The following is a 13,408-nucleotide window of genomic DNA, read 5'->3' as shown; positions in this document are numbered from 1 at the left end:
ACTGCGCCCACAAACAGCCGCCTATACCACATATGTTCATAAATATATTCCCAAAATCGCTCAATCTCCTTATCCGGCAGACCTACCTCCACCACCGGCTACAGACCGCCATGCTGCCCATTGTGACAATAGCTGAGTATAACGATAAAGCAGCCAAAGCCTCGCCGGAGAGAAAGGCACTGGGTGATACTGAACTAAATAAGGCGACCCACTACCAGGTTGCCAAACGGCAAAACGAGTGGCTCACCGGGAGGCTGGCTGTAAAAATGGCAACCATGCACTACCTGCCTGACACCCTCTCAGCACAGCTCCAGGTTGAGCCGCACCAGTTCACAGTCGAAAACAGCGACTCTGGCCGTCCCTATCTTACCGGCAACCTCCCTGAAGATTTACAGAAAACCGATATATCTCTCTCCCACGGCAATGGCTATGGGGCCGCAATTATTGCGGATACTCCTTGCGGTATTGATATAGAGAGTTGCCGGGAAAGCCTGAAAAAGGTGCGGCATAAATTCTGCACAGCAGAGGAAGAAGAGACACTTTTACATCAACTCGGCGAACTCAGTGACCTTCAACAGTTAACCATCCTCTGGACAGCCAAGGAGGCGGCCAAAAAGAGCCTCAGCCACCTGCACATGCCGGGTTTTCTTGACCTGATGCTCATAAGCATGGAACCGCACATGACCGGCTGGGTGCTCAACTTCATGATCAGTTCTCGAAATTTCGACCAATTTCCGCCAACGATATCTGTTGTCTCAGAACTGTATGAAGGATTCGGTATCTCCATTTGCCTGATGGGGGACCACAACAATGCCTGAGCTGCCTGAAGTAGAAACGGTCTGCAGCGGAATCCGGCCGCATATTCTGGATCGGAGCATCACCGATTTCCGTCATAGCGGCAAAAATCTGCGCCACCCCGTGCCCACCCAGGCAATCCACGACACATTGCTCGACACAACGATCAGATCCGTCCGGAGACGGGCAAAATACATCCTGATAGAGTTCGACAACCAGAACCTCCTGGCTATCCACCTGGGGATGACCGGTAACCTCGGTATCTTCTCACCGGAATCGACCCCAACCAAGCACTGCCACCTGCGTTTTGCCCTGGATAACGGTATGGAGCTGCGCTACACTGATATCCGACGATTTGGCTCCATCCACCTTATTGCCGCAGACGAGGTTGTGACGATTGAGTCAACCCTCTTTAGTACAACCGGGCCGGAACCTTTTTCTGATGCATTTAACCCGGAGTATCTCTATAAGCTCGCACAGAAGCGATCCATCCCAGTGAAAAACTTCATCATGACCAACCAGGTGGTCGCAGGGGTTGGCAATATCTACGCCAACGAGTCCCTCTTCCAGGCTGGCATCAGTCCGCAGCGAAAAGCCAATCGGATCTCTAAAAAAAGCTGGCAGACACTCATCGATGCCATCCGCAAGGTACTCACCCACGCCATCGAGTGTGGTGGTTCCACCATCTCAGATTATGTCAACGCCGACCAGGAGAGCGGCTACTTCCAGATAAACTTCAAGGTGTACGGCAAGGCAGGGGAACCCTGCTCACAATGCGAAGGGATTATACAAAAGAAACAGATAGGGGGACGGGCAAGCTACCACTGCCCCAAGTGCCAGAAATAACACTGAAGTCGACCGACATCGACCGGGGTCAGGCTTAAGCCTGACCCCAACTCCAACTAACTGAGACATATCAACCACCGGGGTCGGGCTTAAGCCCAACCCCATTATACCCCAACCTACTCAACATACCCCTGCTGCTCTAAATACAACAAAATCTCCTGCACCGCCTCCATGGGCGTAATTTCAGTTGTATCAATAGTCAGTTCCGGATTTGAAGGAGGATTATAAGGATCAGTAATACCGGTCACCCCTTTCACCTTGCCAGCCCGAGCCTTCGCATACAACCCCTTTCTATCGCGCTGCTCGCATACCTCAAGCGGGGTAGAGACATGCACCTCGATAAAGCCGCCGTATTTCCCAATCAGCTCCCTATTAGCCTGCCGCGACTCCTCATATGGCGCGATCGGGGCGCAAAGAGCAATGCCACCATTCTTGGTGATCTCGCTGGCCACAAATCCAATCCGCGTAATATTCAGGTTCCTGTGTTCTTTTGAAAAGTTGAGCTCCGACGAGAGATTCTTACGCACGATATCCCCATCCAGCAATGTCACCGGCCTGTCGCACATCTCCATAAACTTCACCAGCAAAACACGGGCAATGGTCGACTTGCCGGAACCCGACAACCCCGTCAGAAAAATGGTGAAGCCCTGCTTCGAACGAGGAGGAAACGAACACTGCAGCTCATCGACAATCTCAGGATAGGACAACCAGGTTGGGATATCCTCCCCCTGCACCAGCCTGCGATGGAGCTCCTTTGAGGTAATATCGGCAACATCCTCTTCCTGCACCCCATCCAGTACCACGTATTTTTTCTGCTCAAGATGGTAGCCCATCTGCCGCTGGGGAACCATCTCGATACCCGTCTCTTCCGCCATATCGGCAACTAATTGCTGGGCAGCACCAATCGGGTAAAACCTCTTGTCGTCATCCCTCCCGGCAAACGGATCCGCCTGGTCCGATGCCACCATAAAGTGACTGCAGCCAAAGTTCTTCCGGATTATCGCCTGCCACAACGCCTCCCTCGGCCCCGCCTTCCTGCTGGCAAAAGGGGTTAAGCCAAGCTCGATCATATTGGCCGGGAACTTTCCGGTAAAAGCCTGGTAACAACGTATCTGGGTGTAATAATCAAGATTACCGGGATGAGACATATCCGCCACAGGGTGCAGAAAAACAGCAGCACCCGCCTCCCGCGCCGCAGCCAACACCATCTCACGATGGGCACAGTGCAGGTATTCATCGGTATGAAACCCGAGTACCCGCCGCCAGCCATTCATGGTAAACCGCCGAACCGTCTCCGAGGGCGTCAGCCGCATCTGCTGAAAGTCATAATGAATTGGCAGCGTCACCCCTTCCAGGGTACCACCAACGTAATATTTCCCTGTACGCTCCAGCAGCTGCATGACGCCGGGATGTGCACCGGCATCGGCGGTACCATACACAGCTTTCGCCTCCCGCACCTTATCCGGCTGCCAGATATCAGAAACGGTGAGCATCGCCAGAAGAAACCCCTCAGGATCGTTTAAGGCCACTCGCGCGCCCACAGTCAGCTTTTCCGCCACGGATGGCTCCAGGTCAAGACAAACAGGCATCGGCCAGACCGTCCCATCCTCAAGGCGCATTTCCTTCACAACAGACTCGTAACGCGCCCTGTCCATATACCCGTTCAGCGGGTACATCCCCCTGTTCAACAGCAACTCCAGGTCACACAGCTGTCGTCCACCAAGGTCAATACCTACAGATTCCAACGCTTCCTGTCGAAGCGCCTCAACCCGCCTGAAATGGACAATAAGACTCTCTAAATAATCTTCCCTCACGTTATACCCTTTCCTTTATTCCTAAACCGGGGTCAGGCTTAAGGGCACACACATATACCAAGATCCAGCAAACACAAATGGCATCCCCAAGTATCCCTTCTCCCAATTGTCTTTTCAAATGAATGAAAAAACTGAATTACAGCCCAAGACTATACGCATCACACCAATCGAAGACATCAGGCCAGGCAATTTTGCCTTTCATACATCAAAAACAATATCCGCATTCAAATCGAAGTATTGATGACTAATCACATCCCGCATACCTTTCGCCCCAACCCTATCAACCGAAGGATACTCAACCAATAGCTTCTGCCCTGTCAATCGCCGATCTTTTTTAAACTCTCCCCAATTGCCACAAGCATCATACAAATTGAATCGAGCTTATCAATTCCAGCATCATCCCTAAGAAAGTCTGCTTACAAATAAATATTTGCCACCCTCATCTCAGCTCGACGACCGGCCTCACAGATCTAACTCAATACCTCACACACCAAATCAGTATCATACATACACAGCCTCCTGCGCAATTCTCTCCCACAAAAAACTATTCATCTCCTCCCGATAATTTATAACATCAACAGGACAACCCAGGGCGTTTTCGAGTCCCTGTTTGATATGGCCCAAATACAACATGTCTGGTTTCTTCATTTCGAAGACAACATCAACATCACTATTTAATCCACTAGTGCCCCTGGCAACAGATCCAAATACGCATATCCGGTTGCCCCTATTACGCTTTTCAAACTCCTCCTTGCAATAGGCTCAAACTGGTCGATAAACCCCAGAAAACAAGTTATCTTTCTTGTAAGAACTTACAACATTTAACACAAATGACGCCTCCCCAAGTATCCTCTCTCCCAAATCACCTCATCGAAGTTGACGCCTCATCGATAATCTGCCATTCTCCTTTTGACATTCGCCAAACCAAATGTGGCAATTGACAGTGACATAGAAGGTATAAAATGTTGTCATCTTGGCATTGATAGGATAGGGTAATTGTTTGTTGTCAAAGAGTTTGGGCTTGGAAGACCATTTTTCAGGGGAGCCTGAATAAGCGATTACTTATCACCTATCACCTATCACCTATCACCTTCATGAAGAATTATCTTACGATTGATGTTGAGGAACATTTCCAAGTTTCAGCTTTTGAAGGGGCAATTGATCAAAATGAATGGGATTCACACGAATCTAGAGTAGAAAAGAATACATATTTATTGCTAGATTGCTTGTCCGATCAGGGAGTCTTTGCAACATTTTTCATTGTAGGATGGGTTGCTGAAAGATACCCATCACTGGTTCGGGAGATTATCAAAAGAGGCCATGAGGTAGGTTGCCATAGTTACTTGCACAGAAAAGTGTATGATTTGACACCTGACGAGTTCTTGAAGGATACAAGCAAAGCTAAAGATATATTAGAGCAAATTACTGGTGAAAAAATATCAGGGTATCGCGCCCCCAGTTATTCAATAACTAACAGATCTATTTGGGCTTTTGATATTCTGGAAGAGTTGGGATTCGAGTATGATTCAAGTATCTTTCCAATCGTACATGACAATTACGGTATTCCTGATGCGCCAAGATTTAAATATCCTATTATTGGTAAAAATATTGTAGAGTATCCCATATCAACTGTGAAAATTACTGGCTTAAATATCCCTGTTGCCGGAGGAGGGTATTTTCGACTTTTCCCATATTGGTTAACCAAATTTTTGCTTGAAAGAATACATCGGAAAGATCAAAAGCCTTTTATGTTCTATCTGCATCCATGGGAAGTAGATCCTTACCAGCCAAGAGTTAAAAATGCAGGATTATTATCTCGCTTCCGACACTACAATAATCTTGAGAAAACTGAATCAAGGTTGAAACGACTTCTTAAGGATTTTAACTTCTCTTCTATAAAAAATTTACATAAGAATACTTGAGAAATGTCGCCTTAGTGGTGTTGGTTGGCTAGAATAACCGTTGTAGGGTGAAGCATGGACCGGACAGGCCCATTTTTTAGAGGAACTTGAGAAAGCGACTACTTATCACCATCATTTGGTCAGGGTTGACAAAACGATACCAATATTCTAGATATTACTTCGCACTACAAATACTCATTAAGCCTAAGGAGTTGGATATTTGATCTCGCCAACCCAGGTTGAGGAATGTCCAATTTCCATTTCGTTTCTGTCGTTATGTGGACCTTGGCAAATCAAAAATAAAGCTGCAGAAATTTTATGGAACAACGCTTCTCTGAGCGCACCTAATTTTTATTTTATTAATTTTGGTTTACCAATGACATATAACAAACAAACAACGAAACAAATTGGACGATACCTCGGTACCACTTTGGTCATCTGTACATTCGCCTGGGCTTTTTGGCCCGAGATTACCACCTTGATCCATATCTGGAGCAATAACGAAGACTATTCCCACGGTTTTTTTATCGTGCCCATGGTGGCTTATCTTATCGCAGTGCAAAAGCCCCAGATTGACTGGGAAAAACATGACCAGAACTGGCTCGGACTTATTGGAGTTGTCGCGAGTATTCTCCTCTATATTATCGGATATCTGTCGGAAGTAAGAACATTAGCTCATTTTGCTTTTATTTTGACGATTTGGGGAGGGTTACTTTTCCTGCTCGGTTTTTCCTTCACCAGAAGATTTTGTTGGGAATTATCCATACTTATTTTCATGTTACCAATTCCCTCACGATTATATGCATCGATAACTCTTCCTCTGCAATTGGGCGTCACTAAAGTGTCGTTTCTGGTGCTTCAACTTTTTAATATTCCGGTATATAGAGAAGGAAACATTTTACATTTAGCTAATGTAACTCTTGAAGTTGTAAATGCATGCAGTGGACTACGATCAATATTAACCATTATCGTCCTCTCTTTTATTGTTTCTTGCATGTATTTTACAAAAACAACTCATCGGATCGTCCTAATTATCTTATCAATTCCATTTGCCATGTTGGCAAACCTTATTCGTGTGATTGTCATTGCTTTATTTGCTCAGCAAGGAAATACCAATTTTGTCCATGGTACTGGCCATACAATCCTTGGTATTGCTCTCTTTTGTTTTAGTTTAGTACTGTTAATTTTATCAGCAAAGGCAATAAAATGTATTACATCAGAAAAACAATAATATTAACGACTATTTTCATTTTAGTTGCTTTGCTGACCTCTGTCAGTGGTGTTTTCTATAAAAAAATAGATAGTGAAACGAATTATCTTACTAAGAATTTACCGGTAACGGGCTGGAATATGAGACCAATTCCCAGCGATATTGCCGTGATTGATACTCTTCAAGCAAACACCACTCTTTTTGCTGATTACTATCATTCTGGCGAGAAATACCCTGTAAATTTGTATGTTGGGTATTACAACAAACTTGAAAAATCAAAATTTTCGCATGCTCCACAAGTTTGCTTCACAGCTCAAGGTTGGGTACTTGACTCAAATGACAAAGTAAAATTCAACCTAGGCACCAATGAGGTCACGGTAAACCGGCTTATTCTGGACAAAGGCCCTGAGAGAATTCTCGTCTATTTCTGGTACCAGGACCGTTCGGAAATTTATGCTGATTTGTTTCGTATGAAACTATCTCTTGCGGGGCGAAAACTCCTGCACGGGAGTGATCTCGACGAAGGAAACGCTTTCATAAGATTATCAACAACGGTTTCAGTTAATGAAAATCTGACGGAGAAAAAACTTCAAAGCTTTGCCAATGATATTTACAATGAACTCCCCAAACTCTTTGATAATAAATTGTAAAATATGTACATATAAGTGCCAGGGTAGATCCTTCTTTTTAAAAGACGGATCTACCCTGTAATAGTTCAAACCCTTGTATATCTCAGTTTTATTAAGCCATCTTTGAGTGTTTAATGAACTTTTCAAGAGCGCATTATCATTGGGGTACATCACTATGATTTCACTGCTTAGAAAAATTTTCAAGAAAATCCAAAGAAGCTATGAAATGAGTCGGTATGATGACTTCACAATTGCTGAATACTTCAGGAGACAAGGGGCATATATAGGAAACAACAATCGACTGGAAATCCGTTCATTGGGACCTGAACCCTATCTAGTTACTATCAAGAATCATTGTACTATTGCCAACAACGTCCATTTTTTAACCCACGACGGAGGCGTCTGGGTCTTTTCGGAAGAAATTCCTGACATACAAAAGTTTGGTACGATTACAATCCATGACAACTGCTTTATTGGTATCAATTCCATTATCCTGGGCAATGTATCGATCGGCCCGAATGCCATTGTGGGGGCGGGATCAGTTGTAACCAAAAATGTACCGGAAAATTCAATCGTTGCCGGAGTACCCGCAAGAACGGTTTCCTCTCTCAGTGATTACAAAAGGAAAGCTGTCGAGATCTGGAAACATCAAAAACCTCCGGGTTATTTCGCAGATTTCGAATATGAAGGAATATGCCCTCCATCGATTATTCAAAAGACTAAATATCGTAATCTTACTATGCTCAGGAAACACCTTACCCAGGTTTTTGATTTACATCAACGATGAACAGTTAATTGCCGCCCATTAAGAAAATGAAGATTTTGCAACTTATTAGCAGTCTGGGGTACTTTGGTGCAGAAAATGTTCTGGTGCAACTGGCGAACGAATTACACAAAGATAGTTCGTGTGAGGTTATAGCGGGTATAATTGAAAATCTTGGCTCACCTCATGTAGAAGTTGCCTCTGAATGCAGCAAAAGGGGGATAACGTCCGTTTGTTTTCCTTGTTCAAGAAAAATTGATCTCAAGACCATACTTAATCTTAGGCAATATATTAAGGATTCGAACATTGATATCATACATTCTCATGGATATAAATCTAACCTGTACTCTTTTTTCTCAACTTTTGGTTTAAGAGTTGGCTTAATCGCGACATGCCATAACTGGATTGAACAGAGTCCCAAGATGAAAGTCTATTCAGTATTAGACAGAATTTTTCTGAAAAGATTTGCACATATTGTCGCTGTCTCTGATGAAGTGCAAAACACGCTCAGCCGCAACAATATCCCTCCAAGGAAAGTAAGTATAATCAAAAACGGGATAGATCTGGAGCGATTCAACAATATTGATGCGTCCTTGCTGTTAAGGAAAGACCTTGCTATTCCTGACCACCATGTAGTGATAGGAACGGTTGGGCGGATATCAAAAGAAAAAGGCCACATCCACTTGTTACGGGTTTTTAAGGCCCTGAAAAAGCAACTTCCCGAAACAACATTGCTGATCATTGGTAGCGGCCAATTGAAGGATGAGCTGCAGGCTGAATTTTCTGATCAGTCAATTATTTTTACGGGACTCAGAAACGATATACCCGAATTATATCAGGCTATGGATATTTTCGTACTGCCTTCACTTACCGAGGGATTGCCCATGGTATTGCTCGAGGCCATGTCCTCACGGCTACCGGTAGTGGCAACAAACGTTGGTCAAATTCCATTCGTCATAAAAGAAAACGACACGGGCCTGATGGTCCCTCCGGGTGATGAGAAAGAATTGGAACGAAACCTGTTAAAGCTTGCATTGGATCAAGAAACCAGAAAATCCATGGGGGTTAACGGTTACGCAAGAGTAAAAGAAAGCTTTTCATCAGTTAGAATGACCCAAGAGTATAAAAACATTTATCAAACAGTATTAGGGAGAGCACAATAACCATGCTGAGTGAAATTCTTTTTTGGTCTGCCTTGACCTTCATTTTTTATGCCTATGTCGGTTACCCGATATTGATAACCTTATTGTCTTTTATTGTTAATTCAAAAGTGGATAAAAGTGACATTGAGCCGTCCGTGACTTTATTGATCACTGCTTATAACGAAGAGAAAGATATTGCCCTTAAACTGGACAATTCTCTGGCACTTGATTATCCAAATGACAAATTTGAAATTGTCGTTGCCTCAGATGGCTCCACCGATGCCACCGACGATATTGTAAGAAGCTATCAGGCAAATGAAGCTGGGGTCAAAGTCGTTTTGCATAGAGTTGAGGGACGTGTAGGAAAAACACAGACCCAGAACAGCGCGGTTAAAATATGTAGTGGAGATATTCTAATTTTCTCCGATGCGGCCTCTATGTATGAGAAGGATGTGATTCGTGCATTTGTTCGCAATTATGCAGATCCAAAGGTCGGAGCCGTAAGCGGCATGTACACCTACGAGGAGAAGAAAGGAGCCTCGGTGGGCCTTGCAACAATCATTTTCTGGAAACTTGAAAATTTCATAAAAAGTCGACAGACCAAAATACGCACCATCACTGGTTGTTGTGGTTGTATTTATTCACTTAGGAAAAACCTATATGTGGATTTACCGGCTACTATTATAAGTGATCTGGTGGAGCCCTTAATGATTCTCCAGAAAGGTTACAGAATCGTTTTTGAACCTGAGGCACTGGCCCTGGAAGAAACGGCTGGAAAAACAGCAGACGAGTTCAAAATGAGGATCAGAGTTATTGTCAGAGGGATGACAGGCATGCTCTTTGCTCGCAATTTGTACAACCCGTTTCGCTACCCTTTCGTCGCATTGCAACTTATCTCCCACAAGGTAATGCGCTGGCTTGTGCCTGTTTTTTGTCTTATCGCTCTGGGGGCAAATGCGAGCTTGTTATTTACTTCCCCATTCTATACTTTGTTTTTTGCAGGACAATTGCTTTTTTATGCCTTCGCCTTAATAGGATATTTCCTGGAGAAAAAAGGTATACATATGATGATTTTTTACCTGCCCCTCTATTTTTGTATCGTCAATGCAGCATCACTCATAAGCATGTTCAAAGTCATAAAGGGTGAAAACATTGTTACCTGGCAAACACAACGCTAGAAGGAAACAACCATGAACATTGTCTTTTTTACTCAAGAAGATCCATTCTACGTAAAGATATTTTTTGATGAATTCTTCCAGCAGTACGAAAGGCTGGAGGAAATCAAAGCGTTCGTTATTTCCCGTCCCATGGGCAGGAAATCTACGAAGAAGCTGGTAAAACAGATGTATGATTTCTATGGACCGTTTGATTTTTTGAAAATAGGTATGCAATACACCTATAAAAAAGCAATGGGCAAACGCAATGTCTCCCGTAGGGGAACGGAAAAGGTAACAACATACACTGTCAGGCAATTGGCAGCGTCGTATGGCTTAAATGTCCTGGAGCGCAGTGATTTGAACAATCCAAAGTTTCACGAAATCATAAAGCAATACAAACCAGACATCTTTATTTCAGTTGCCTCGCCCATAATTTTCAAGGAACAGCTCATAAACATTCCCAAACTTGATACCATAAATATTCACAACGCGCCTTTACCCAATTACCGAGGTATGCTGCCCAATTTCTGGCAACTCTATCATGATGAAAAACAGGCAGGGATGACTATTCACCGCATCAATACCGGAATTGATACCGGCGATATGCTGCTGCAACATTTTACACCTATTGAGTCAATAGACAGCCTTCATGATTTGATAGTAAAGACCAAAAAAGCAGGAGTCTCTCAAATGATCAAGGTCATAGAGGACTTTCGAGCTGGCACTACAACCTATACAAAAATTGAGGGTACTGGCAGTTATTTTACATTTCCTACTCGTGAAGATGTATTGGAGTTCAAAAAACGAGGCAAGAATCTCTTGTAACATTCAAGAGATCAAGTAATGGCGATTGTTCATATGCAACAAATTAATATCCTATATTTAATCGATCATTTCCATCGCGCCGGAGGCACAGAAAATCATTTGGCGCGTTTGGTTACTTCACTCGACAGGAGCACCTTTAATTGCACTGTCGTTACCTTCGACTTTGCTGACAACCCTTGTTCTGACCTCATTAAGGATAGTGGCATTGAATTTCTGCATATTCCCGTTGGACGATATTATACCTTTGACGCCCTGAAAAAAGCGGTCCTGTTGTCCAGGATCATCAGGGAGAAGAAAATCGATATCGTTCAGACATTTCATATAAAATCTGATTTTTACGGTACCATAGTTGCTCGCATGTCTGGCATCACAAACATTATTTCCAGCAAAAGAGATACCGGAGACCTAAAAAGTCCCTGGCATCTTTTTTTAAACAAATTAGTTAGCTGGATACCCCGCACATTTATTGTTGTTGCTGAGGAGGTGGGACGAGTCGTCGTTAAGAAGGAAGGTGTGGCTTCAAACAAATTACTTACGATTTATAATGGCATAGACCGGCAAAAGTTCAACGTCCCCTCAGACAAGGAAAAACAGGCTGCTAAAAGTTGGTTGGGTTTTTCAGACACCGATTTTGTCGTGGGTACTGTCGCCTGGTTACGTCCGGAAAAAAATTATCAGGGATTTTTTGATGCGGTTAAAAAAGCTTCCGAAAAAATACCCAACCTCAAAGCTGTCGCTGTTGGCGGCGATGGAGATGGTTCGCAACTTGAATTCTTCAAACAATATGTTAGTCGGGCAGGAATTACAGACAGGGTCCTCTTTGCAGGCCAAGTTCATGATGTCAGGCCGTTTCTGAAATCTTTCGATGTCGCTTGTTTAGTCCCAAGTGGAAACGAAGGATTCTCAAATTCGATTATCGAAAAAATGGCCATGGGATTGCCGGTTGTGGTCAGCGATGTCGGAGGCAACTCCGAAGCGGTTGAAGATGGGTATAATGGCTTTGTCCTATCTGAAAACAATAGTGGCATGCTTGCCAAAGCATTGATTTTCCTCGCAGAACATCCTGATGAGAGAAAGGAGATGGGAATCCGATCAACTCAACGTGTGAAAGAGTTATTTACATTGGAAGGCATGATAGAAGCCCATGAGAAATTATATAAGGCAATCATGGTTTATCGATGAAAGGATTTAGCTTTTCGACGACTCCCTATATTGGTTTTGAAGAGGAGGTACTCCGCTTACGCAACCGGAACAGGCCGGATTCCCAAAGCAGGACATATCTCGACTGGCGATATCTCGGTCAGGAAATGTCAGCTCCTCCCGAAATATTCTGGGCTAGAGCGCCTTCAGGTGATTATGTTGGCATGACTTCATTAATATATCGTCCGTATTGGCTTGATAATACGCCGTTTGCTTTCCCGGTATTAGGCGATATTTCCCTAAATGAGGAATACCGGGGGACCGGCCTTGCGGATCACTTTTTTTCATACATTAGCAAGCAAATAAAAAGCAAAAAATGTCCATGCGCTCTTGTCATTCCCAATGAGGCTGCCCGGAAAGTCCTGGGGCGCTGTGGCTGGAATGAAAGAGAAAAATTGGTTCATCATGTGCTGTTGTTGAATCCGGAAAAAAAGTTCCTTGCTCTTGTTAAACCCAAATTGTTTTCCCAAATACTCAGTAGTTTCTATCGTATTTTTTTGGCTGCGAGGCTGAAAACCATACCAGGCAGTGAACTTTCGCTAAACATTATCGAACATTTTGATGAAGAATTTAATGTTTTTTGGAAGGCATTAGAGAAACAAGATTTTTGTTTACGGGATAGATCAAAGAAGTCTCTCAACTGGAGATATGGTGAGTACCCAGCTGATAAGACATTTTTTATTGCCACATGTCACGTAAGGGAAACCCTTTGCGGGTATCTAGTTTATGTAATTAACGATGAATCCAGTACGATAATCATATATGAAGTCATTACACTACAGGAGAAGTATCTTCCGGGCTTTATAAAGCGGTTTATTAATTATCTTCAAAAAAATGGTAAGTTCACATCTATCCGTATCGTTACAAATGAGTATCATCCTTATGCAAAGAAATTGAAAAGAATTGGTTTTGCTCCAAGGAAAGGGGAGCAATCTATACAGGTTTTCATCCCTGATCATCCGGAAGTGCCCTTAAACAAATGTCGATGGTTTCTGACAGCAGGAGATAAGGATGTATAAGATTGATGTAATCGTAAAGAAGTCTTTTAAACAGTCACAATTTACTCTGTGAGAATTAAGATATAAAAGACGTGTACTTTATATCACATACTTGCCGTATGCTGATT

The 13,408-nt window shown here is 43.5% G+C and carries 14 protein-coding genes; 11 read left to right on the top strand and 3 right to left on the bottom strand.

Annotated elements, in window-relative coordinates; translation table 11 throughout:
* Positions 1 to 32: 32 nt before the first annotated feature.
* A complete protein-coding gene (locus GA520_RS00780) occupies positions 33 to 818 on the top strand; it encodes a 4'-phosphopantetheinyl transferase superfamily protein (RefSeq protein WP_163337124.1) in 786 nt (261 codons plus the stop codon).
* Positions 811 to 1,641, top strand: coding sequence for a bifunctional DNA-formamidopyrimidine glycosylase/DNA-(apurinic or apyrimidinic site) lyase (gene mutM, locus GA520_RS00775; protein ID WP_163337123.1), 831 nt, complete (start codon positions 811 to 813; stop codon positions 1,639 to 1,641). Before GA520_RS00780 ends, mutM begins: the two co-directional genes overlap by 8 nt.
* A 116-nt stretch (positions 1,642 to 1,757) precedes the next feature.
* Here the strand turns inward: mutM and GA520_RS00770 are convergent, their stop codons facing one another.
* From GA520_RS00770 to GA520_RS26990, 3 genes are all read right to left on the bottom strand, one after another.
* Entirely contained in the window at positions 1,758 to 3,455 is a 1,698-nt protein-coding gene (locus GA520_RS00770) for a bifunctional sulfate adenylyltransferase/adenylylsulfate kinase (protein ID WP_163337122.1), read from the bottom strand.
* 198 nt (positions 3,456 to 3,653) lie between these two features.
* Positions 3,654 to 3,758, bottom strand: coding sequence for a HepT-like ribonuclease domain-containing protein (locus GA520_RS26995; RefSeq protein WP_370362787.1), 105 nt, complete (start codon positions 3,756 to 3,758; stop codon positions 3,654 to 3,656).
* A gap of 198 nt (positions 3,759 to 3,956) precedes the next feature.
* Entirely contained in the window at positions 3,957 to 4,172 is a 216-nt protein-coding gene (locus GA520_RS26990; protein WP_163337293.1) for a nucleotidyltransferase domain-containing protein, read from the bottom strand.
* A 377-nt stretch (positions 4,173 to 4,549) separates the two neighbouring features.
* Between GA520_RS26990 and GA520_RS00765 the strand changes: the two genes are divergently transcribed.
* From GA520_RS00765 to GA520_RS00725, 9 genes are all read left to right on the top strand, one after another.
* A complete protein-coding gene (locus GA520_RS00765) occupies positions 4,550 to 5,377 on the top strand; it encodes an XrtA system polysaccharide deacetylase (protein ID WP_163337121.1) in 828 nt (275 codons plus the stop codon).
* A 199-nt stretch (positions 5,378 to 5,576) separates the two neighbouring features.
* Positions 5,577 to 6,587 (top strand): exosortase/archaeosortase family protein, encoded by a 1,011-nt coding sequence (locus GA520_RS00760; protein WP_163337120.1) that lies wholly within the window; start codon positions 5,577 to 5,579, stop codon positions 6,585 to 6,587.
* Positions 6,563 to 7,216 (top strand): exosortase C-terminal domain/associated protein EpsI, encoded by a 654-nt coding sequence (locus GA520_RS00755; RefSeq protein WP_163337119.1) that lies wholly within the window; start codon positions 6,563 to 6,565, stop codon positions 7,214 to 7,216. Before GA520_RS00760 ends, GA520_RS00755 begins: the two co-directional genes overlap by 25 nt.
* Before the next feature lie 205 nt (positions 7,217 to 7,421).
* A complete protein-coding gene (locus GA520_RS00750; protein ID WP_163337118.1) occupies positions 7,422 to 7,982 on the top strand; it encodes an acyltransferase in 561 nt (186 codons plus the stop codon).
* A gap of 26 nt (positions 7,983 to 8,008) precedes the next feature.
* Entirely contained in the window at positions 8,009 to 9,121 is a 1,113-nt protein-coding gene (locus tag GA520_RS00745) for a glycosyltransferase family 4 protein (RefSeq protein ID WP_163337117.1), read from the top strand.
* Between the two features lie 2 nt (positions 9,122 to 9,123).
* Complete coding sequence (locus GA520_RS00740; protein ID WP_240910097.1) at positions 9,124 to 10,278, top strand: glycosyltransferase family 2 protein; 1,155 nt, start codon at positions 9,124 to 9,126, stop codon at positions 10,276 to 10,278.
* 12 nt (positions 10,279 to 10,290) lie between these two features.
* Positions 10,291 to 11,082, top strand: coding sequence for a methionyl-tRNA formyltransferase (locus GA520_RS00735; RefSeq protein ID WP_163337116.1), 792 nt, complete (start codon positions 10,291 to 10,293; stop codon positions 11,080 to 11,082).
* Positions 11,083 to 11,100: 18 nt separating this feature from the next.
* The gene (locus GA520_RS00730; RefSeq protein WP_163337115.1) at positions 11,101 to 12,264 is read left to right on the top strand and encodes a glycosyltransferase; all 1,164 of its coding nucleotides are present in this window, start codon (positions 11,101 to 11,103) and stop codon (positions 12,262 to 12,264) included.
* Positions 12,261 to 13,301 (top strand): GNAT family N-acetyltransferase, encoded by a 1,041-nt coding sequence (locus GA520_RS00725; protein WP_370362735.1) that lies wholly within the window; start codon positions 12,261 to 12,263, stop codon positions 13,299 to 13,301. Before GA520_RS00730 ends, GA520_RS00725 begins: the two co-directional genes overlap by 4 nt.
* Positions 13,302 to 13,408 lie beyond the last annotated feature (107 nt).

Origin of the sequence: Desulfopila sp. IMCC35008, from assembly GCF_010646885.2 — a bacterium.
Taxonomy (GTDB): domain Bacteria; phylum Desulfobacterota; class Desulfobulbia; order Desulfobulbales; family Desulfocapsaceae; genus Desulfopila.
This window is presented reverse-complemented; position numbering and strand designations above follow the sequence as displayed.